21 protein-coding genes and 1 tRNA gene are annotated in these 22,455 nt (G+C 44.0%); 19 read left to right on the top strand and 3 right to left on the bottom strand.

Going from position 1 to position 22,455, the window contains the following annotated elements; all coding sequences use genetic code 11:
• Positions 1 to 487 precede the first annotated feature (487 nt).
• The 3 genes from K5Q99_RS17645 (at position 488) to K5Q99_RS17655 (ending at position 3,003) form a co-directional block, all read left to right on the top strand.
• Positions 488 to 2,314: a site-specific integrase gene (locus tag K5Q99_RS17645; RefSeq protein WP_220777599.1), complete on the top strand. Its 1,827-nt coding sequence runs from the start codon at positions 488 to 490 to the stop codon at positions 2,312 to 2,314.
• Between the two features lie 129 nt (positions 2,315 to 2,443).
• Positions 2,444 to 2,614: an acetyltransferase gene (locus tag K5Q99_RS17650; protein ID WP_172591131.1), complete on the top strand. Its 171-nt coding sequence runs from the start codon at positions 2,444 to 2,446 to the stop codon at positions 2,612 to 2,614.
• On the top strand, positions 2,614 to 3,003 hold the full coding sequence (locus K5Q99_RS17655) for a type II toxin-antitoxin system death-on-curing family toxin (protein WP_220777600.1): 390 nt from the start codon (positions 2,614 to 2,616) through the stop codon (positions 3,001 to 3,003). Before K5Q99_RS17650 ends, K5Q99_RS17655 begins: the two co-directional genes overlap by 1 nt.
• 136 nt (positions 3,004 to 3,139) lie before the next feature.
• Here the strand turns inward: K5Q99_RS17655 and K5Q99_RS17660 are convergent, their stop codons facing one another.
• Both K5Q99_RS17660 and K5Q99_RS17665 read right to left on the bottom strand, forming a co-directional pair.
• Entirely contained in the window at positions 3,140 to 5,821 is a 2,682-nt protein-coding gene (locus K5Q99_RS17660) for a phage/plasmid primase, P4 family (RefSeq protein ID WP_220777601.1), read from the bottom strand.
• Positions 5,822 to 5,961: 140 nt separating this feature from the next.
• On the bottom strand, positions 5,962 to 6,288 hold the full coding sequence (locus tag K5Q99_RS17665; RefSeq protein WP_246604527.1) for a helix-turn-helix domain-containing protein: 327 nt from the start codon (positions 6,286 to 6,288) through the stop codon (positions 5,962 to 5,964).
• Positions 6,289 to 6,457: 169 nt separating this feature from the next.
• Here K5Q99_RS17665 and K5Q99_RS17670 point away from each other — a divergent pair, with 169 nt between their 5' ends.
• From K5Q99_RS17670 to K5Q99_RS17705, 8 genes are all read left to right on the top strand, one after another.
• Entirely contained in the window at positions 6,458 to 6,616 is a 159-nt protein-coding gene (locus K5Q99_RS17670; RefSeq protein ID WP_220777603.1) for a hypothetical protein, read from the top strand.
• A 446-nt stretch (positions 6,617 to 7,062) separates the two neighbouring features.
• Positions 7,063 to 9,051 carry a type I restriction-modification system subunit M gene (locus tag K5Q99_RS17675; RefSeq protein ID WP_220777604.1) on the top strand — a complete coding sequence of 663 codons (1,989 nt, stop codon included), beginning with the start codon at positions 7,063 to 7,065 and terminating at the stop codon, positions 9,049 to 9,051.
• The gene (locus tag K5Q99_RS17680; RefSeq protein WP_220777605.1) at positions 9,051 to 10,382 is read left to right on the top strand and encodes a restriction endonuclease subunit S; all 1,332 of its coding nucleotides are present in this window, start codon (positions 9,051 to 9,053) and stop codon (positions 10,380 to 10,382) included. Before K5Q99_RS17675 ends, K5Q99_RS17680 begins: the two co-directional genes overlap by 1 nt.
• 2 nt (positions 10,383 to 10,384) lie before the next feature.
• Positions 10,385 to 11,086, top strand: coding sequence for a hypothetical protein (locus K5Q99_RS17685; protein WP_220777606.1), 702 nt, complete (start codon positions 10,385 to 10,387; stop codon positions 11,084 to 11,086).
• On the top strand, positions 11,074 to 11,727 hold the full coding sequence (locus tag K5Q99_RS17690) for a PM0109 family protein (protein WP_220777607.1): 654 nt from the start codon (positions 11,074 to 11,076) through the stop codon (positions 11,725 to 11,727). Before K5Q99_RS17685 ends, K5Q99_RS17690 begins: the two co-directional genes overlap by 13 nt.
• 75 nt (positions 11,728 to 11,802) lie before the next feature.
• A complete protein-coding gene (locus tag K5Q99_RS17695) occupies positions 11,803 to 14,967 on the top strand; it encodes a type I restriction endonuclease subunit R (RefSeq protein ID WP_246604529.1) in 3,165 nt (1,054 codons plus the stop codon).
• A gap of 111 nt (positions 14,968 to 15,078) precedes the next feature.
• Positions 15,079 to 15,258, top strand: a complete 180-nt coding sequence (locus K5Q99_RS17700; protein ID WP_220777608.1) for a hypothetical protein — start codon at positions 15,079 to 15,081, stop codon at positions 15,256 to 15,258.
• Positions 15,255 to 15,779: an acetyltransferase gene (locus K5Q99_RS17705; protein ID WP_246604531.1), complete on the top strand. Its 525-nt coding sequence runs from the start codon at positions 15,255 to 15,257 to the stop codon at positions 15,777 to 15,779. The genes K5Q99_RS17700 and K5Q99_RS17705 overlap by 4 nt, the downstream gene beginning before the upstream one ends.
• Before the next feature lie 123 nt (positions 15,780 to 15,902).
• On the opposite strand, the gene K5Q99_RS17710 is transcribed toward K5Q99_RS17705, so the two are convergent.
• Complete coding sequence (locus tag K5Q99_RS17710; protein ID WP_220777609.1) at positions 15,903 to 16,313, bottom strand: hypothetical protein; 411 nt, start codon at positions 16,311 to 16,313, stop codon at positions 15,903 to 15,905.
• A 159-nt stretch (positions 16,314 to 16,472) separates the two neighbouring features.
• Here K5Q99_RS17710 and radC point away from each other — a divergent pair, with 159 nt between their 5' ends.
• The 8 genes from radC to K5Q99_RS17750 all read left to right on the top strand — a co-directional run bounded on the left by radC (position 16,473) and on the right by K5Q99_RS17750 (position 22,165).
• Complete coding sequence (gene radC / locus K5Q99_RS17715) at positions 16,473 to 16,955, top strand: RadC family protein (RefSeq protein ID WP_220777610.1); 483 nt, start codon at positions 16,473 to 16,475, stop codon at positions 16,953 to 16,955.
• On the top strand, positions 16,952 to 17,407 hold the full coding sequence (locus K5Q99_RS17720; protein WP_220777611.1) for a DUF2787 family protein: 456 nt from the start codon (positions 16,952 to 16,954) through the stop codon (positions 17,405 to 17,407). Before radC ends, K5Q99_RS17720 begins: the two co-directional genes overlap by 4 nt.
• A 375-nt stretch (positions 17,408 to 17,782) precedes the next feature.
• Complete coding sequence (locus tag K5Q99_RS17725; RefSeq protein ID WP_007647788.1) at positions 17,783 to 18,337, top strand: recombinase family protein; 555 nt, start codon at positions 17,783 to 17,785, stop codon at positions 18,335 to 18,337.
• 2 nt (positions 18,338 to 18,339) lie between these two features.
• Complete coding sequence (locus K5Q99_RS17730) at positions 18,340 to 18,912, top strand: hypothetical protein (RefSeq protein WP_220777612.1); 573 nt, start codon at positions 18,340 to 18,342, stop codon at positions 18,910 to 18,912.
• A 46-nt stretch (positions 18,913 to 18,958) separates the two neighbouring features.
• Positions 18,959 to 19,393, top strand: a complete 435-nt coding sequence (locus tag K5Q99_RS17735) for a hypothetical protein (RefSeq protein ID WP_220777613.1) — start codon at positions 18,959 to 18,961, stop codon at positions 19,391 to 19,393.
• A gap of 178 nt (positions 19,394 to 19,571) precedes the next feature.
• Complete coding sequence (locus K5Q99_RS17740; protein ID WP_220777614.1) at positions 19,572 to 20,585, top strand: hypothetical protein; 1,014 nt, start codon at positions 19,572 to 19,574, stop codon at positions 20,583 to 20,585.
• 68 nt (positions 20,586 to 20,653) lie between these two features.
• A tRNA-OTHER gene (locus K5Q99_RS17745) sits at positions 20,654 to 20,776 on the top strand.
• Positions 20,777 to 20,863: 87 nt separating this feature from the next.
• Positions 20,864 to 22,165 carry a tyrosine-type recombinase/integrase gene (locus K5Q99_RS17750; protein ID WP_220777615.1) on the top strand — a complete coding sequence of 434 codons (1,302 nt, stop codon included), beginning with the start codon at positions 20,864 to 20,866 and terminating at the stop codon, positions 22,163 to 22,165.
• Positions 22,166 to 22,455 lie beyond the last annotated feature (290 nt).

Genomic DNA, 22,455 nt, shown 5'->3' on the forward strand with positions numbered 1-22,455 from the left:
TTTTTAATTACATAGGTCATCAATTCGAAGACCATCAGCAGATTGTGGGCTTGTTGTTCAAACGCAGTCGATTGCATCATCGTGGTTTCTCGCTTTGCAGGAAAGTATGTCCTGAATAACTAGAAACATGGTGTGATAAATTGTCGTATTTGGGGATTCAATGGTTCAGTTTTGTGCAAAACATCTGTGTGAATTTAAAATTTTTTTCTGAGTGTTAAGAAGATCCCGAGTGGGATCTCTTTGGGAACTTTTTGGGATCCAAACAGGTTCTTATAGACCCTCACAGACCCTCCGAAAGCCACATAAATGGCGCTAATACGGTACTTTAGAGGGTTCGACTCCCTCTCTCACCGCCACATTCTAAGAACCCGATCACATGGTCGGGTTTTTTCTTTTCTAACAATAACCTATTGAATTATAGTTGCTACATCCAATGGCTAACCAACCTTTGGCACCTTAAGGTGGTACAAAAGGGTGGTACAAAACGATGGCATTTATGACTCAACCTTACAGTGATAAAAAGTCTGGAATCTGGAAAATCCGCAAGGGTATTCCTAAGCATTTACGTTCTTTTCTTGATGGCAAAGTCGAGCTTAAACGAAGCCTAGAGACTAAAGATGCCCATGTCGCCAAAGCAAGGGCTGCTGGAGTGATTGCGGAGTTCGAGTCTGTTATTGCTCTCGCTCAGTCACGTTTCGACAATCGAGAAAATGGGCAGAAAATATCGTCTGCTCAGTTAGATGCTATTGTCAGCTATTGGGTGGCTTATGAGCATGGACGGCTAACCCAAGCAGATATTCAAGCAAGATATCTCCTCGAAACTCCCGAAGGGCTTGAAGGGATGACTGAGTGGTTCAGCGAGCCGCTAGAAGTGCTCTTTAAAGCTAATGGAACAAGCCGCCAACAGACAGAAGAACAACGCTTTGTACGGCATATGAGTGCATTTGTTGATGAAGCCCTTGAGCTTTCTCAATGCCTGCTCTATGACCATTCCGCAAGACTGTATCTCGCCATCCAATTGTCAAAGGCCTGTATCAGGCTCTGTAACTCAGCAATCGATAATGAAGAACTCACTCGACGTAAACAAGGACTCATTCTGCGGGAGCTAAATCGAGACTTTGAGCCGACCCTACCTTATACGAATATCGAACCTACAGATCCGAGCGGTGATGCGCTACAGCAGCTTAAGGATTTAGGTTTTAGAGTTACGGCCATGACCACCAGCAGTGCAGCCCCAAGTAAACAAAAGGAAGGTGAATTATCCATATCTTCTAGCGTTTCGCAGTTGATTGACTGGGTGAATAACCAGAAGAAAATTGTGATCTCAGAGGTTGCCTTCCGTTCATGGCAAGGTGACCGCAATCGCCCTTGTGAGCGACTGATAGAGTTTTTTGCCGATAAGCCTATTGGTGAAATCCAAAAGTTAGACATGCGTAATTTCTTCAATTGGATCATTCGCTGTCCGAGTAAACCAAGCCAAGAGATACGAGCATTACCCTTCAAGAAGCAAATCGAAATCGCGGATAAACATGGATTGGCTCGAGTGAGTATCAATACTGCTGACAAGGAACTCAAGCTCATTTCGGGCTACTTCCAACAGGCGGTCAAGTTGGATATCTTGCCGAAAAATCCTTGCCATCAGGTGTCGCCCGGCAAAGAAACTGTGAGAGCGATTAGAGACCCGGGCTACTCGAATGCTGAACTGGCTAAGATTTTCTCTCTGCCACTCTTTAGCCAACGTACCAATGCCCAAAAGGCGAGGTACGGTGAAGCTCCTTACTGGCTGCCTGTTATTTTGGCCTACACGGGAGCAAGGGCTGAAGAGATCGCTCAGCTTTACGTGAAAGATATCAAGCAGGATAGCGATAATAGCGAACGATGGTATTTCCATATTCAGGAGATTCGCGACGACCAATCCGTTAAGACGGGAGAGTCGAGAAAGGTGCCAATTTGTCAGACTCTTATTCAGTTAGGGTTACTGGATTACTTGAATACCTTGCCAGCAGAGGGGCGATTATTCCCAATACTTAAGGCCAACAATAAGGCTAAGTATCACCTAGCGGTCGCACGTTATCTGAAAGAAGCTTTTATGACACTTGATATCGAGCATTTTGACGCTCTAAAGCCGCTACATGCATTTCGCCATCGCTTTATCACCGAAGCAAGAAAGGTGATGCGTGAGGATGTCCAAAATGCGATAACAGGGCACTCAAATGCCGGAAATACGGGGCGTAACTATGGTATCTACTCAGAACTGCATCAAGCGATAGAAAAGATGCCCGTTATAGATATTCCTAAGTGGTGTTTTAAATAATAACAAGGCACTATCAGTTATCACTGAGGCTTAGTACTCGAGTGTACGAGCCTTAGCTGGTTACTGTATTTTTCCTTGTTGTATCAGGCTATACTGTTGGCAAGTCGGAGCTCGTATAGGTATGAGATTATGAATCGAAAATTAGAAGTTTACGGGGTTCAAGTGGTAACACGGCCGAAGATCAAGGCGACTAAGCAACTTGATTTATCAGGTGACTTTGGACGTCAAATCGTTAAGTCAGAAACCAAATTAGCATTAAGAACCCATCCCAAAACTTTCCAAAAGTTGGCTGATATGTAATGGATATCATCTGTTTTCCTTTTGAACGTGTGGTCGAAATTAATGCGTTAATCCTTTCGACAGAGCCCGGCATGAAAGGTGCGGTTGATATTCCTAAACTTCAAGGAGCGTTGAGCCGTATCGATAATGCGATTGTCTACCAAGGCTTAGATGATGTGTTTGAGATTGCTGCAAAATACACTGCTTGCATAGCGGTATCTCACGCATGTCCTGATGCAAATAAGCGAACGGGTTTAGCAGTTGCACTCGAGTACTTGTCTCTCAACGACTATGAAATTACAGAGGATAATGAACTGCTAGCGAATGCTGTCCGTGACTTAGTGCTTCAAGAGATTACTGAGACTGACTTTGCTGACATTCTTTACGCTCAGTACCTCAACGGCTTGTAAGTCATTTTATGGCTTTATTAAATCTTGTGGCTCTAATGTGATTTATCTATGTGTAAAGATTAAGCAAACATGTTGGTGTCATTAATATCAAAAGAGAGGCTTTAAGCCTCTCTTTTCGTTTGCCATGCTCGGGTACCTAAACAATATAACCTTTAGAAGGGTCTGGCCCTAGCCCCATAGGCTCAGAGATATCATCAAAATATGACTTCAATTTAATCCCCTTAATCATGGCTTTACTGTTGTGCCGGCCTTTCTCAAAGCCTTTTTCCACCAGTCGTTTAGTCATGATGTTACGGGTCATCTTCCAGTCGCCATCGCGTTCAGCCCACTTCCTGAAGTTCTCATATAGTTCGTCAGTGTAGACAAAATCACCTTCGCAGGTGCATTCCTCTAAGAACATCGCGAGTAAGTCTGACTCATGCCGATACTCTTCGATGCCTGATTTTATCGAATCGGGAATAGAGGCCTTAATGCCGTCCTTAAGCCACATCTGAACGCCTTCTAATGTCCAATTGAGGATACCAGACAGTTCAGCGTACAATTTATCCATTAACCGTGGGTCCATCTGTTCCTGACTGAAACTTGCATTGAATGGAAGCATAACCATCCGTCGCCACATGCCGGGACTCGTATCTCGAATCACAGGCTTATGGTTACCGACCATGATGAGTTTGAACATCGGTCGGAATTCTAATTCTACCTTGGCATAGAGCTGGCGAGCGACAAGCATGTCGTCACCCGTCATCGACTTCACTAGGTTTTCGTCCATCCGAGAGCCTTCAGGCAATTCATTGGCAACAACTAAGCGGCTACCATTCAGCTTGGCTAATGATGGGTTAGGGCCTTTGCCGCTGTTATTGGTTTGCAGTAGGACATCACTGCTGATCTGATGGTAATAACTCCCCATCAATCGCTGTATGACGTTCATAAAGGTGCTCTTACCATTGCAACCATGGCCGTGGAGGAAGAACAGTACCTGTTCGTCTGTTAGTCCCGTCAGAATGTAACCGACTATTCGTTGTAGAAACCTTGCGAATTCTTTGTCACCACAGGTGATTTCACCAATGAATTCAAGCCAACGAGGGCAAGTTGCCTCACTGTCGTAGTTAATCGAGCTATATCGGCTGATGTACATTTCTTTCTGTGCAGGCAATAGCTTACCGTGAGCTAAATCCAATACGCCATTGTTTACTCCCAGTAACATGGGATTAGCATCGAAGCTATTCGCAGATATCTGATTACCTGACTTGAAGATTTCTAGCATATCCATCATTTTTTTACGATTAAGCGTCATTCGGCCAAATTTTTGCAGTTGCTCTGCTTCAGCTAACTTAACCTTGTTCTTAGTTTGTATTGCTTCTTCTAGCAAGCTTTTAGCTTGACTGATAAGACGTTCCCCAACACAGCGAGTATATTCAAGCTCTTGTCCGCTTGATGGAGCCCAATGTTTACCGTTAAAGCTAAGCATGTTGTTCAGTTCTGGTACATACATCATGTTGTCTTTGGTGATCGCTTTTAATCGGTCAGCATTACCCACATCATTTAATGAGTCTTCATTAAAAGCAGCCCAGATAGTCGGGATAGTTTCATCTGGGACAAGCATCAGGTTTGGCAGGTCGTTGTCTTGGTTTACAACAGGTTTACAGAACACTTCAACAGGCTGCTTACTTACGCCATATTGATTAACCAGCTCATCGAGTGGTAAGGCATCTTCACGCCTTAGATAGTCGTCAATGTCCTTACCGTGCCCTTCAGGTAGACTTACTTGAATGAGTGAGCTTAATCCTAATTCCGCTAATTTTTCGCGATATTTATTACCCGCGGCATCACTATCGAAGAAGGTGATCACTTTACGTTCTTGCAAGTTCTGCTTGATCCATGTCAACTGATCCTGACTGAGTTGTCCATTAGTTGCCAGTACAGCTCCTTCCCAATTATGGGAAAGCAACGCAAGTAGATCGTGTTCGCCTTCGACAATGGCAACCTTACTAAAGGTATCAAGGAGATGTTGTCCATAAAACTGAATATCATTTAACCAATATTGCTTAGGTAGTTGATACTGCTTTTCTTTCTTTGGATCTTTAAATGTAAAGCGGCAGAAGTCACCATCTTCATCATAATGAGGAAAGATGTAGACACCACTAGGAAAAAAGTCAGTAGGATTGAATTGACCTTCCTTAACCAATCCGGATGCACACATTTCCTCAAGACTGAAACCTTGGGTTGCTAATGCTCGCCAAAGCTGACCATGGGAATAACCAATGTCGTTATCAATTAAGACATCTTTACGAATTTTTCGCTTTTCCATCAGGGCTGCAAGAGGCTTGCTATCATCAGCAATCATAGGCTCAATGTAATATTGGAAAGCCGCCTCTAGCAGTTCTTGACGGCGCTGGTATTGCTCTTCCGTCAGCTCAAGTTTCTCAGGTTTAACTTTCTTTGGTTTGGGTTGAGTGTTGATGGTTATTCCTTTAATTTCGCCATTAAGTAGTTTGTTGGCGGCATGATAGGCATTGTCAGCAAGATCCATGTGGATAAGAAAACTATAAATATCACCGTGTTCCTCACATGAGTAACAGTGATAGTTCTGGTCATCTGGATCGGCATGATAAATCTTGAAACAGCCTTCATGCCCACAGAAAGGGCAGATATCGTCCTCTAACTGGCAATAGTCACTGGTTGTAGACTTAATCTCATTACCAGTGAGCTCACAGATAATATCTGGTAAGTCAAAGTGTGCTTTCACGCCATCTAAGCCGATCCGATTCAGCGTTTCGTGGTCAAATTTGTTGCTAGTGGTAAAAAATACGGTTGTCATTTGACATTTCCTCTTAAGTTAAGAGGCCGAGAGACTAAAATAAATATGTGATTAGTTAGTCTTTATTTGGCCTTCGAGCTGAAATTAGCTCCCCCTGCTTAAGTAGTCCTTCACCTAAGCAGGGGCATTCAATTCCTCTATCAATCGAACATACGGTAATAAAGGTTTACTGCCTGCATTCCTGAGGCATTTGTCGTTTGAGAGCATGTCAGTAATCCTGAACTTACCAGTCGCCTGATATGACGTTTAGCTGTTCTTAACGAATAGCCACAACGCTTCACCAAGGCAGAAGCTAGACTTTCTCTGCCACCAAGTAGCACGCCATTGACGACGGGCATTCTGCTTATCTCATAAAGTGTTCTGCCCAATTGGTCTTGAAGTAACTCAAAAGGCAGCTTAAACATGCACGGATTAGCAGTTTTGCTGATTGCTGTAGTGTGTATCTGGTTTACGCCTTGATTTTTCATCTCATTCTCCGGTGAGGTCATTCATGTCATGCCTCTCACATATTGTTTTAATCGATTGGACGAGAGCTGAACGCACTAGATTGATGAGATTTCAACCAAATCAGTTAAAGAGGCGAAATGTTGCTTAAAAGGTTTTTTATGACATTTTTTCATACATCTGATGATAGTTATGAATAAAGGTAATAATGTTGATTTGTATGGTTTTTATTTGGAATGCTTGGTGGCAATCAAAAAGAAGATAAAAGATGGCATCAACGGCAACAGTGTTGAATTGGTGATGCTAGAACATCGCGTTGAATTGGTGATGCTAGAACATCGCTTGATGTGAGTCTTCGTCTGCTGGTGGTGTGTTCAGCATGAAAGGTTCCCACATCGATCAGGTCGATAATCACTTATTCACTCGTCTTCACTCTCACTCCCAATAAGCCTAAACCGCTTTACACCAACCTCAGCCGAAAATTCAGCAGACTGACTAAAGTATTTCTATTAACTTTTTCTATAGCTATTTTTAGAAAATCAATTAAAAATCAGCAAGTAAAAACAATAAAACTGTCAAATAGGGCAATATTACTTGCATTTGATGGAGAGTGAGTTGGCAGAAATCAGCAGCGGAATCGGCAGGGAGAAAATAGCAGTGGTTGAGCGGATAATTAACCGCAAACTGTGAAATAACAACTGTTCACTCAAGAGGATGATTGGTAGACTCTCGGCACTTTTTGTTATTGTTTTTATAGAGCTGCTCACGGAATAAACAAAGCAGCCAACAGGGCCATCATGGAACATATCAGTATCAGTTCGCTTGCCAGTTTTATCTGGTCAGTTGCCGACCTTCTTCGCGGCGATTTCAAACAGTCTCAATATGGTCGCATCATTCTGCCGTTTACTGTGTTACGTCGCCTCGAATGCGTATTAGAAGCCACCAAAGACAATGTACTGGCTCAAGCTGAGGCCACTAAAGCCTTACCCGAAAATGCCCGTGAGAAACTGCTGCTGAATGCTGCGGGGCAAAACTTCTATAACGCATCACCGCTTAACCTCAATCGCCTCGGTGAGAACAATACGGGGGATAACCTTGACGCCTATGTGCGAGCCTTCTCAAAAGATGCAAGGGAAATCTTCGAACACTTCAATTTTGTCAACACTATCTACGGCCTTGATGATGCCAACATCCTCTATCAAGTGGTGCAGAAGTTCCGCGAGGTTGACCTGTCGCCCGACACTGTAGACAACTACCATATGGGCTTAGTGTTTGAAGAGCTTATCCGCCGCTTTGCCGAGAGTTCTAACGAGACCGCAGGGGAACACTTTACTCCACGGGATATCGTGCGTTTGACCACTTCCTTAGTGTTTAGCGGTGACGATGCGGCCCTGACTAAGCCCGGCGTTGTGCGTTCAATCTATGATCCCACCGCGGGGACGGGTGGCTTCTTATCTTCGGGGATGGAATACCTCAAAGAAATCAATGAGAATGCCCGTTTAGCCACCTATGGCCAAGAGTTAAATCCTGAGTCATACGCTATCTGTAAAGCCGATATGCTGATCAAAGGGCAGGACATCAGCAACATTAAGCTGGGTAATACCCTGTCGGATGACCAACTCGAGTTTGAGCGTTTCGATTACTGTTTGTCTAACCCACCGTTTGGGGTGGATTGGAAGAAGGTTGAAAAACGCATTAACGATGAGCATAAGCTAAAGGGCTTTAATGGCCGTTTTGGGGCAGGCTTGCCTCGCGTGTCTGATGGTTCCTTACTGTTCTTGATGCACCTTATCAGCAAGATGAAGCCCGTAAGCGATAAATCCGAAGGCAGCCGCATTGGTATTATCCTCAACGGCTCACCGTTATTTACCGGAGGGGCGGGCAGTGGTGAGAGTGAGATCCGCCGTTATATTCTGGAGCGAGATTTACTCGATGCCCTTATCGCACTGCCGACCGATATGTTCTATAACACCGGCATTGCGACCTATATTTGGGTGCTCTCAAACCATAAGCCAGCAGAACGCAAAGGCAAGGTATTGCTGATCAACGCCAGCGATATGCATTCCAGCATGCGTAAATCCCTTGGCAGTAAGCGTAAGTTCCTCGACGATGATGCTATTAGTACTATTGTGGATCTCTACAGCCGTTATGAGCAAAGTCCCATCGCCAAGATTTTCAACACTACTGACTTTGGCTATCGCCGTATCACCGTTGAGCGGCCATTAAAGTTAGCCCTTTATCCCCATGATGCAGAGCGGCTCAATAGCCTTCAGCAGCAAAATGCGTGGGCAAAATTGGCTGATGAGCTACAGCAAGGTATTTTGTCCGCTTTAGCGGCTATGCCACAGGATAAATACTTATCCCGCGATGGCTTCAAAAAGGCTTTCACCAAAGCCTTTGCCGCAGCGTCCACCAGCAAGCTGCCTGCCCCTGTGATTAAACTGTTGCTGAGTCAGCTAGGCGAGCAGGATGATACCGCCGAAATTTGTCAGACCAAGGGTGAGCCTGAACCCGCGACAGAGCTAAGGGATAACGAAAACGTACCGTTAAATGAGGATATAGACGTTTACTTTAGGCGGGAAGTATTGCCCCATGTGCCCGATGCGTGGATTGATACCAGCAAAACGGACCCACTCGACGGCAAAGTCGGGCTGGTAGGCTATGAGATCCCCTTTAACCGCCATTTCTACCAGTACCAGCCACCACGCTCATTAGGGGAAATCGATGCCGATCTGGATGCCGTAGCGAAGGATATTATGCAGCTATTGGCGGAGGTGCATTCTTGATGGCTCGCTATCAAAAATATGATTTACTCAAAGAGTCTGGGCAGCGGTGGCTTGGCCTTATTCCTCAACACTGGAATACCTCATATAGTAAATGGTTATTCAAAGAGAGAAATGTCAAAGCTGAAATATCGAATGAAATGTTAACCGCTTCTCAAAAGTATGGTGTGATTCCACAAAAGCTATTTATGGAGCTAGAACAGCAGAAAGTTGTTCAAGTTCAAACTGGCCATGACATTTTAAAACAAGTTAAAAATAACGACTTTGTCATTAGTATGAGAAGCTTCCAAGGAGGGATTGAGTATTGTGGATATTCGGGAGCGATCAGTTCTGCTTATGTCCCACTAGAACCTCAAGAAAACATCAGTTTAGGTTACTACAAGTATTTATTTAAAAGTAAGCAATACATACAAGCTCTTCAATCTACGACAAACCTTGTACGTGATGGTCAAGCTCTACGTTACTCGAATTTTCTTCAAGTCAGACTACCAGTACTACCTGTTGATGAGGCTGATAAAATTGCCGCCTTTCTCGACTACGAAACCGTCAGAATTGACCAGTTGATAGCAAAGCAACAGCGGTTGATAGAACTGCTTAAAGAGAAACGCCAAGCTGTGATCTCCCACGCCGTCACTAAAGGCCTCAACCCCAACGCCCCCATGAAAGACTCTGGCGTCGAGTGGCTCGGCCAAGTGCCAGATCATTGGGAATGCTCAAGAGTTGGATGGTTGTGTGACGTTGGGAATGGGATGACCCCCAATCGAAACAATACCGAATATTGGAATGAAGGGCACATCCCATGGCTAAACAGTTCAAAAGTGAATGACGGTGAGGTTTACTTTGCCGAACAATTCGTTACTGAAACTGCTTTTGCCGAATGTAGTTTACCTTGGGTGAAATCAAATAGCGTGATTATGGCAATCACAGGTGAGGGCAAGACTCGCGGAACAACAGCTATTACTCGAATCGATACAACGATAAATCAACACGTGGCATATATGATGCCTATGTCTGAATGTATTGTTCCTGATTTTCTGTGTATGTGGTTACAAAGCCAATATGGGAGAATTAGATTCGAATCCGAAGGTTGGGGGAGCACGAAGGCAGCGATTACCTGCTCTGATATAAAAGCGTATCCAATCCCATTACCTTCGGTTCCTGAACAGATTGATATTGTTGAGCGGCTCAAAGCCAGTAACACAAAGTTTGATAATTTGATGCTCTATGCATCTAAACAAGTTGACCTTCTTCAAGAACGCCGCACTGCTCTGATCTCCGCCGCAGTGACTGGCAAGATCGACCTCCGTGACTGGACACCGCCCAAGGAGGGATAAGCATGTTTGTCGCTATCAGCAAGGGAAAGGCTCGGCGAGTTGAGATAAATGGCCAAAATGTGAGTTGGCGGTCGCTGTATCGCCGCTCTGAAGATTTGGTGACGGCAGTGGTCTGGAGTCGTTTGGCTTATTTGAGTCCAAGTTCGTTACAAAGAGTCTTAAGCCGTTTGTTCCCTGAAATTGGGCACCTGTGTAATGAACTTCAAAGTATAGAACTGTGGCCCTATTGGGGAATAGAGCCGGATGTCGTGCTTCATTTTGATAGTCTAACACTGGTGGTTGAGGCCAAGCGGGTTAATGAAGATAACTGGCAATCATCAACACAATGGCGTGGTGAGCTGGATGCCGCCAAGGAGCGTTATCCAGATAAGCAACTAGCCCTGTTTGCTATAGGTGGCTTAGGGCAACGTCCTGAGCAGGAAGTTATTCGTCTTAAGCAGAAGTTACCTCCCTCACTTCAGTCAATTCCTGCGCAAGGGATGAGTTGGCAGCAGTTTTATCAAGTTATCGTCGCGTTTACCGATGTTGCACATGCCGGTGAAGCCATCCTGATAAGGGATGTGTGCGATGCCATGACAGCCAATGGCGTAACGCCTTATCGGGACATGAAGGATTTGATTGATTGGCTGGCAAACAGTGTTGAGCAGGGATTCAAGGTAAGTAGCGGTGGGGCAATCAAGGAATTCGGCAGATGGAAAAAATAGCAATAGATAAGGCTCTGGCGGAGGTGCGTCAGGCCCAGCGGGTGCTGGTGGCATTCTATCAGCGGGTGAAAGATATCATTCTATTGATGCGAACCGAACTTGGCGTTGAACATTGCTACTGGGGCACGATGCAGTTCAGTATGCCGGGCACATCTGCTAACGATCTCGTACACCCTCAACGCTGGAGCTGGGATGCGTTACCCATGGCAGATGTAGTGTTTAGCCATACAAAGGATGGTAATTGGAGCAGTAAGCAATCTGTGGCACAGATGGTCGAAATCCGTCTGATCACTGACGATGTATTTATCGTCCACGGTAAAGGGTATGACCCATCACCTATGTCTATGCCTGAAGTCACCCGGAGTGATACTTATCTAGAGATCACTGTATATCAGGTTCAACGTACAGAAGGGGATGATTGGGGCAATGATTGGTCAGTAACTAAGAACCGAATTAAGTCTGTCCCAAACTTAACTTTAGGGCTTCACCGTAATGACGACTGGCAAGTCTATCGTCAGAGGTTTGATTTTAGTCAGCTCAGGGACAAAGCCTGCGTGGTAGAACAGATGATAACCTTTAAGCAATTGCTCACAGATCATGGATTTGAAGGGTTTAGCAATGTAGCAGATGAAGTCAGCTAGAGATTACATGCCCCCTTATTACTATCTGGCTTGAAAAACCAAGTCGTTATGAAAAAGAGATTTTGAGGAAGACTGATGAGTATGGATGCGAAAGCCCGTGAAAAAGCCTTTCAGGACTATATCATTCAAGCATTGCTAAAGCAGGGATGGTTACTGGGGGATTCTGCCCATTACGACCGTGAGCGAGCGTTATACCCTGAAGACGTATTCGCTTATGTGCAGCAAAGCCAACCGGAAGCATGGGATAAATACGCCAAGATTTACCCGCAAGAAACCGAAAAACACCTACTCAATGCGGTGGTTAGGCATTTAGACCATGCCGATAAAGGTACGCTTTGGCTGCTACGCAATCACCTTGAAGACCGTGGTGCAAGATTACGTTTAGCCACCTTCAAGCCTGATCATGGGCTGAACCCTGAGTTACTGAGCCGTTATCAGGCTATTCGTTTACGGGTGGTGCCTGAGCTGGTGTATAGCCCCAATGGTTATGATGGCCGCTTAGACCTCACCTTATTTGTTAATGGCTTACCCGTTGCGACCTTAGAGCTCAAGTCGTGCTTTAAGCAAAGCCTTGAGAATGCCAAGCAGCAGTACCGTAAAGATCGCCAAGTCAAAACCGGTAACAAGGATGAGCCGCTACTGAAGTTTCGCCGTGGGGCATTAGTGCATTTTGCTGTGAATCAGTTTGAAGTTGCAATGACGACCAAGCTGGCTGGCGAAAATACTTATTTTTTGCCCTTTAATAAGGGAACCAAAGCGGGGGGAGCAGGCAACGAACAGCCCGAAAATGGCCAAGGGTTTGCCACTGAATATCTATGGGGTGAAATTTTTTCACCGGATAACTGGTTGCGGATTTTAGGGCGTTATATTCACCTTGAAGTGAAGCGGGAAGAGGATGCCCTAGGCCGAGTCACTAAAAAAGAAACCATGATATTTCCCCGCTATCACCAATGGCATGTAGTACAAAAGCTATTGTCACAGGTTGAGCAAGAAGGGACTGGCCAAAAGTACCTTATTCAGCATTCGGCAGGTTCGGGTAAGTCTAACTCGATTGCTTGGCTAACCCACCAGCTCGCCTCGTTATACGACCATGGTGGCAATAAAATCTTTAAGTCGGTGATTGTGATTACTGACAGAACTGTACTCGATAGCCAGCTACAAGAAACCATCTCGCAATTTGAGCATGCTGAAGGGGTAATTAGCCGGATTAACCGCGATGAAGGTGATGGCAGTAAATCGGCACAGTTAGCCGCTTCGCTGACAAGTGGTACACCGATTATTGTGGTGACGATTCAGACTTTCCCCTATGTGCTAAAGGCGATTCAGGAAGCCACCAGCTTAAAGGATTGTACCTTTGCGGTGATTGCCGATGAGGCCCATTCAAGCCAAAGCGGCAGCACGGCAAGACAACTGCGTGAAGTGTTGATGGCCGAGCAGCTTGAGGAGAATGAAGAACTCAGTGCTGAAGATGTGATGAATATGACGCTAGCCGCCCGTGGGGGCAGCAAAAACATCAGCTACTTTGCTTTTACTGCGACTCCAAAGGGTAAGACGTTAGAGTTATTTGGGCGGCCAGAAAACCCATTGATGCCACTGAGTGACGACAACAAACCCAAGCCCTTTGATGTGTACAGTATGCGGCAGGCGATAGAGGAGAACTATATCCTCGATGTGCTGCGTAACTACACCAGTTACAGCTTGGCTTATCGGATGGCGATGGCAGGTGGTAACGCCGAACAGGAAGTCGATAGCAAAAAAGCCAAGAAAACCCTTAACCGTTGGATGAGGCTGCACCCACATAATATTGGCCAAAAGGTGCAAGTGATAGTTGAGCACTTTAAGGCAAATGTGGCTCATTTACTGAATCATCAAGCCAAAGCGATGGTGGTAACGAGCAGTCGCCTTGAAGCCGTCAAGTATAAGCTCGCATTTGATAAATACGTTAAGGAACAAGGCTATCACCAGATAAAGGCGATGGTGGCCTTTTCGGGTGAAGTGATTGACCCTGAGACTGCTCTTGGACATACCGAACGGAGCATGAATCCAGATCTTAATGGTCAAGATATGCGTAAAGCATTCGATACCGATGGCTACCAACTGATGCTTGTAGCGAATAAGTTCCAAACAGGTTTCGATCAGCCAAAACTCTGTGCCATGTACGTGGACAAAAAGTTAACCGGTGTGGATTGTATTCAGACACTCTCGCGGCTTAACCGGACTTATCCGGGCAAGGACCGTACCTTCGTACTCGACTTTGTGAACGAGCCGCAAGAAGTGTTGGAAGAGTTCCAAAAGTATTACGAAACGGCAGAGCTTGAGACTGTGTCTGATCCTAACTTGGTGTATGACCTCAAGCACAAGTTGGTGAATGAAGGCATATTCCTGTGGAGTGAAGTCGAAGCTTTTGCTGGCTGTTACTTCGACCCCAAACGCGGCACCGATTATATGCTGCATTATCTTGCTCCGGCGAGAGACCGTTTCCGTAAACGCTATATGTTGGCCACCGATGCCTTAAGAACCGCTAAGCAGCAACTCAAGCAGATAAAGCAGGCTGGGACAGACGTTGATAAAGCGAATGCTGAGAAACGGGTTGCTGAAGCAGAAGAAGCTAGAAATCAGTTGGTGATGTTCAAGAAGGACCTTAACAGCTATATCCGCTTCTATGAGTTTGCCTCGCAGATAACTCAGTTTGATGCTATCGACTTAGAGCAGCTCAGTACCTTTGCCAAACATTTACTGCCATTGCTGCGAGAAGAAGCGTTGGAAGATGATGAGATTGACCTTGATGGATTGGTCCTTAGCCATTACCAACTGAAAGAGAAACGGACTCAAGACCTAGAGCTTAGGGAAGGCAGAGGTGAAGGACTTGATGGGATTACTGGGCTGGGTAGTGCTACGCCTAAAAAGGACAAAAAGGACTTTCTCTCTGAAATCCTTGCCAAGATGAATGATCTGTTTGGCGAAGGCATTACCGATGGCGACAAGTTAGATTGGCTCCATGGTATGGCGAGTAAAATTGCTGAAGATAAGGTCGTGATGGACCAGATCCACAACAATGACCGTAAATCCATTATGCAGGGTGACTTCCCTAAAGCGGCAGATCAAGCTGTGATTGAACGAATGGACATTCAGCATGGGATGTCTATGGATTATCTTGCTCGCCCCGAAGCGGCCAAAGCTATCCAAAATATTCTGCTGGATATCTTGCTTAAAGGGCTAGGGCGAGAATTGAGAAGTTAGTGATTGTGGGTGTTGGTTTTGTGCTATATGCTAAAACTATTATAGTGACGGTCTGGTCATTAATCAGTCGTTGCTATATGATGTGCCATCATTAATCTAAGGAGGTGCCAAATGTCTACAGCATCATTTGACCGAGCCTTTATTGTTGAAGATAGCGTAGCAATTTCCAACATCAAGCATGATATACGAGCACCAAGGAAAGTGGCTGTTGCTCAACGTGATCATCGCAAAGATGCCGAGAAAGGAATAAAGCTATTAAAACGACGCTTGTCAAAATCAGTGACTTATTGAATGACGAAGAGCTGTCTAGAGAAGATATCTCACAGCTCCTTCGTTCATTTACCTGCCCCAAAAATCAAGACGTTGAACTTTTCCTGCATAGTAAAGCCGTTGAATTCGAGGTTAGGGATACTGCCAGAACCTACCTGATGCTTGATGATATTGGGCAGATTATTGCTTATTTTTCTTTATCATTCAAAGAAATAGAACTGATCGACAGAGGGCTTTCGCTTACTGCCATAAAAAAACTTGATGGCTTCGATAAGCGGGCCGAACGGGTTAAGGCATATTTGATTGGACAGATTGGGAAAAACTTAGCAATCGATGACAATCCTGTCGACCTAGAGACCATCCTGAATGAAGTTTATTCCGTAATTGATGAGGCTAGGGCATTAGTGGGGGGGCGGGTGATCATCCTTGAATGTGAAGATGTTGTCCGATTAATTCAGCATTATGAACGACACGGTTTCAAGAAAATCCCAACACATGATCCAGTAAAGGGACTCGTTACCATGTACACGGTTGTTGAGTAACTTCCACCGAACAACGAAAAGTGTGGAACGAGTCGCTGTAATGCGGTAATGGTATTCAATGAGTTGTGCAAAGGTAGCCTATGCGGCTACCTTTTTGTTTGCCCAGCGAAGTACTCAATCTGCTTATTTGTCAGGGTAATCACCGTGCCAGTACTTTACCGCAAGCCATTCCCCAAAAGCCTGAAAATGGACTAGCAGCCTGACTATCCAATGCATATATGGCAGGTGTTCTCTAGGGTGAGTCGCGTACAGATTACCATCCTTAGTGATTGAGATAGACTCAGGAATAAACCCTTTTTCTATGAGAAACGCCTTGATAGCTTCTGGATTTTGGAGTATCCCTTCCGCATTCGCCATTTCTCCCTGAAGATGCATCATCTTCTGTCTAGTACCTCGTTGGTCAGGAATGATTTCTACTGAGAAGAAGGGAAGGTGTTTTTTCACTGCTTCTTTGAACTGCTGTTCCCTTATTGCTGGCGTAAATCGGCCTTCAACAAGCAACGGTGGATAAGTTAAGGTTAATTCGTTGTACATGGTTTTTCTCCAATTGAAGTATCAATGGGGCAGAATTTGTCACCCCCATATTTCTATTTTAATCGGTGAGTAACCGTTTCAACTGACTTATACCGTCATTTTTTAATGTGACTTGCGGCATAAGAAACCTGATGTAAATCAACTACACAGGAAACTTGTATGCCTATTCCAACATTACACCACCATAATCAACTTGATTCTTCAGACTCAGTTATCAGGGAAGCTATTGCTATCTTGGAGAGTCGCTATACTTTGCAAGCTAATCAGCAGGCATTCACCTCCCCACAGCAGGTAAAAGACTATCTTCGATTAAAGATGGCCGCCTATGAGCGAGAGGTATTCGCGGTATTACTATTGGATAGTCAGCACCGTTTGATTAGCTGTGAAGAACTTTTCTTCGGCACAATAGATTCGGCCTCAGTATATCCACGTGAGGTGGTAAAATTGGTCCTGCATAGAAACGCCGCTGCCGTGATATTCGCCCACAACCATCCCTCTGGCATGCCTGAGCCTTCAGAGGCCGATAAACGCATTACAGAGCGTTTAAAGACAGCCTTGGCAACTATTGATGTCTCTGCGTTAGACCATTTTGTTGTTGGTCATCAAGACGTCGTGTCGTTTGCTGAGCGGGGGTGGTTATGAATACACCAGCAGCAACTGAACTTCCCATTCAGATTGACCTTCTGTCAGGAAGGAAACTACTGCCTATCACACTCAGTTTGACTCAGATCCTCAAGCGATTGCTGGTGGACGCTAACATGCCACCCAATAGCAAAGCCGTAACGATTAACTTCCGTGATCCTAGCTATTGTGCTGAGTCTGGCGGTTTTCATCCGGTAGAAATTCGTTTGGAATACTCATCAACCACCAGCATGTGGCAATTCTGCTATATCACAGACTTTGCCTATCAAGGACGCTATTACCCTGAGTTGGAGAAGGATATTGACTTCAACTTTGCAGAGGCTTCTGGGTATCAGGCTTATGTTGGTCATCATCCATTAAGTCACTTCAGTGGCCTATACCGGCTTTGGGAGGCCAACTTCAGAAGCTATCTAGTAGATGATCTCTACCAGATAACCATCAACTGGGACTAAACCGCAAACATCATTAAGGCCGTCGCGTTTCACTACATGGGTTCATGTGGTGGGCATTCGGCTGCCTGAATGTTAACCAAGAAGGAGATTTATCATTAACGAGTTACTTAAAAAGGTCGCTAAAGCTGCACTGTTGACCATAGTGCCGATCCTCATCCAAGCCTTCGCTGAGCGTTACCTTTCAGACGAACAGGCTTGGGCAAACAATGAAGTTGATGAAGATCAAGAATCTGAGTAACACATTGTTTTCATAATCAATAAACCAAGGCCATGTGACACGTTGAGAAACACATCAATAACCGTGTCACATGGGTTGTTTTGGACCTTTTGAAGGGCTTGGTCAGTGTACCTTGCTCTATTGAACAGGAGTCATACATGGCAGAAATCGGATATGCCCGAGTCTCGACCACGGGACAAAGCCTCGATGCCCAGCTAAAGGCATTGATGAGCTGCGACAAAGTGTTCCAAGAAAAGGTAAGTGGTGCAAAGGATGACCGTCCACAACTGCAACTCATGCTCGAGTTTGTCAGAGAGGGTGACATTGTGATTGTCACAAAGCTCGACAGACTTGCTCGTAACACTCGCCACTTGTTGGAGATAGCTGAGTTCTTGGCCAAGAAACAGGTTTCACTGCAAATCCAGAATCTCGGCATAGATACAGCTACCCCAACAGGCAAGCTCATGCTGACTATGGTAGGTGCCATCGCAACATTTGAGCGAGAGCTAATGTTAGAGCGACAAGCGGAAGGGATAGCACTCGCAAAACAGCGGGGAAAATATAAAGGACGTAAACCCACTGCAATCACTAAGGCGAAAGAAGCAGCCCCATTGCTTGCGGAAGGTTTACCTAAGCCAGAAGTGGCTAAGAGGCTGAATATCAGCTTGTCCAGCGTTCAACGGATAGCAAAACAATTAACATCTAAGGATTAGTTATGAGCGAGAAAACAAAGAAACAGCTAAAGACTTACTATGCGGTATTTGCAGGAATGTCGGCTATCAGCACTTTAGTGTTGTTAGCATGGTATCTGTACGTAGGCGAAAGTGGGCGAATGATGGCGTTGAATCCTATAGCAACCACTATCTTATTCGGTTGGTCGACTATTTTGGGAGCCATTATTATGTCTATGGCACTCTTTGCTCCAATCGGTATGTGGAATATCTCTGTCAAACGTAAATGGCTTGAAGAAACACCGCAAAATCTAAGCCCACAACAAGCCGAATATCGGAGCAAGAAGCTTAAGCTACAAACTATTCTTGCGAGTTATGCTGTTATAGGAACCTATGGCGTTATCAGTTTCATGGCTGTTTTGCATCTAAATAAGACAAGTGGCTCTGAACTAATTGAGCGGTTCTTTGGTTTATTTTCAGGTTGGGGGATATTCATTGCCACTATTGCTGGTGTTTGGGGATGTATCCATACGATGAAGCAACAGAAAAAACTAGAAAGCCACCGGAATCCTTCACAAGAGTCATCACAGTCTACTCAAGTAGATTTCGATAAATAATACCTAAGGCCATCAAGCAAATTGATGGCTTTTTTTGGGAGGAAATATGCGTAAATCAAGTATCTTAGCTTTGCTCATTGCCCTTATAGGGACAACATTATCAATACAAGTCTCGGCTTCAATTGATGATGTCGTGAAGCGATATCAACAGATTTATATGTGGGAACAGGTTGCTACATTTTGCAAGGGTAAGGCACCCACTGAGTTGCAGGAAGATTGGGAGTTCATTGAGAGTATTTTGAAATATCAGGGTGGTTATTGGGGGGGCGAAGCAATCCGTCAACTGCAATATGCAGGAAAAACCTTACCGCAAATTAAGGGAATATTTGCTTCTCTTCATAGTAGCAGTGAGGTACTAGCTGAGCATTTAATTAGTAAAGCAGTATGTGACAGCAGAGATAGAGATCTTGTTCATAAAGAGGTTTCAGCAGATCCAACTTATAGGTCTGCTGTCTATGTACTAACTGGGAAATACCCTTAGTGCATGGTAAAGTCTTTGTACAAATTCACTTATTATTTATATGGTTGAAAACGTATTACGAATCATTAATGAACAGTAGTTGTTGTTAACAAATGTGCAGTTGATCTAATTATATGGTTAAGCTTAATGGTATCTATTATCGATATAGGCCATTAGATTTAAAGGGATACGATAAGCTATGTTTGAATATAAGCAAGGAAAAAGCTTGGATTGGTGGGTTGCTGAGGAGCTATTAACAAAAGAGGAGGCTGTCGTTTTTGAAAAGTTAGTCGTTACATTACGTTCTGTTTTTCCTGATGTTGATGTCGTTGTTACTCCTAAAGTTAAGGGAGAATGGATCAGAGAAAATCTAATGATTCGACTTGGTCGAAAACCTAAGACACCTTCTGGGAAGCCTAAAGTTATGCTCTCTATTAATCCTCGTCGGAAAGATAAAGATGCGACTGTAAAATATGGAACAGATAAGCGTAAAGCAAAAACTATGAGGGAACTAACGGAAAAAGATGGCATTTTTTCTGTTGATAAACTTGTACACCTCGCGAGCATCACAGACTCACAAATAAGTATTTGGAAGCAATTTCTACTAAGTCAAATAAATGAGACGAAGTTTATTAAGCTAGTTGCAGGTAATGGTACTAATGACATTGCTTTAACAAGTACAGTTCTCTCAAGCTCTGAAACACTTAATGATAAAGAGCAGAATCCTGATGCAGTGTATTCGACAGGAAGTCAAGAACATATAAAATGGCTCAATGAAAAGTCTCAGCTACAAAAGCCATTGGTCAAATTTTTGAGACAGAATCTTTCTAACTGTCAAATAGTTTCCGAAACCTCACTTGAGGAAAGACTTATAAGACCTGACATTTTGATTAAAGAATCGGGTGATACCCGTGTAATATTAGAGCTTAAATATTTATATCCCAACGACACAGCAGGTTCTCGCTCCAAAGCAAGATATGCATATGGTCAACTTCTAGACTATAGCTTTAACCATGGGATTGACTCTTTTGATTTAGTAGAAAGGTGGTTTGTTGTTAATCAACTTCCTGATGATTTAAGAGTTTACCTTGAGAATATATGCCAGAAAGTTGATAAACAGTTTTCCGTTTGGGTTTTCGATGAAAAATCGGATAAGAAGCTTATCAAAGTTATTGGTAATAGCGAGTTTTTGTTCTCTGGACACTGTACATAATTCTGTGTTACTTCATACTATAATTTAGATGTTTTATCAGTAGTCGACTTGCCAGTCGTACTCCTTATGTGTTTAAATTGGTACAAAAAGCTGGTACAATCTGGGAAAATCAAGGTGCACAACACTATGATTTTATAGGGTTTGTTAGGAAATGATGTGACTCGAGGGTTCGACTCCCTCTCTCACCGCCAAATAAAATACAGAGGAAGCCGTTGATAATCAACGGCTTTTTCTATTTCTGGCGTTTGAGCTGCCTTTAAAGAGGATTGACTCAGACAATGTACCTTTATAGAGCTCCCAATCACGTGTATTTCACACGTATCTGTTTGGCCAAATCGTTACGCGATAAAGGCTTTCCATTTGACATAAAAGTGTCTTTGCTAACCCGTGACAGGGCCGAAGCGATTATTCGCAATATCGAGGTTGCAGGCACGCTGAAACAAATCATCCATTCCATTGACCACCAAACCCGTATTAATGATTTTATTCGCTACGTTGATGAAGTGATTAACAGCCTTCGTGTTCAGTTTGATAAAAACAATGTAACCACTATTGCTACGCCTAAGCGACACAGCATCCCAATACGGGAAACTAAGCTGTCGGAACATCTTGATGTGACAACGGTGACCAAAGCCTTGCCTGTTGCGGCTTTGCCCGATGCGTTAGCTGGCTTTTTAGTGTCGAAACAGAAATCAGGAATTAGGTTGTTATCTATTAAGCAACTGGAACTGCGAACGCGGCACTTTATTAAAACTGTGTCGTCAAAAAACAAACAGGCCCTTTGCGTGAGTGATATCACCACAGCGGATGCTATGAAGTATCGTGATGAGTTACTTGGCCAAGGCAGAAGTTATAAAAGCAACAAAGAATACCTAGCAGCAGTGTTACAGTTTTTTAAATGGTGTCGGTTGATGAATTACTGTAGCCAAAATCCTTTTGAAAATGTGACTGTAGGGCAGAAGCCAAAAGTAAAAGCTAACCAAGCACGTGACCGCTGGACACATGTCGAGTTGAAACGTTTGATTCGTAACACACAGTTCAATGATTCATCAGCGGATTTTAAATGGGTTACCCGCTTAATGCTCTATGGTGGCCTTAGGCCATCAGAAGCGTGTCAGCTTAAACCGACAGACATTAAACTTATTGATGGCATTTACTGCATTAGCATTGATGATAGTGGTGATAATCAACGCTTGAAAAATCTCAATGCTAAACGTATTGCGCCCCTTCATCCAATATTGTTAGCGCAGGGCTTTATTGAGTTTGTCGCGCAACGCAGTAAGCAGAGCCAACTGTTTAAGTACAAGCCTATCGGTACCATAGAGGATTGGTCGAGAACGTACTGTAGGCAACTAGCTAGATTACAAAGCCAAATCGGGATGAAACCGAATCACCGTCCTACGGCTTATGGATTTAGACACACGTTTATTGATGAAATGAAGCAATTAGATGTGAGTGAGCATATTGTTGCGCAGATGGTAGGCCATAGTAATCCAAACATCACCTATAGCCGCTATGGAAAAGATGTTCAGGTGATCGTACTACAAAAGTGCATTGAAAAAATTGAATATGATATTTGATGAACGGGTGGTATAAATCAACTTATTATCAGGATTCAGATAATAAGTTCACCATTCTTATTGGCTTTAAAGGCCAACTGTTAAAAAGTGACACGCTTTATCTTGCTAAAGTAAATAGTCTTACCATGAATTATTAACAGTTGACCGAAGCGAAGCACAACCATGTTCTGGTCTAATCCCATCGGACACTTAATTTTGAGACAGTATGGTCAATAAATTAAGAGGTCTATATGAGTCTGAAGAAATCACATAAGAGTTATCCCCAGGCATTTAAAGATGAAGCTGTCTTG

This window comes from Shewanella hafniensis (assembly GCF_019655335.1).
In the GTDB taxonomy this organism is placed as follows: Bacteria; Pseudomonadota; Gammaproteobacteria; order Enterobacterales; family Shewanellaceae; genus Shewanella; species Shewanella hafniensis.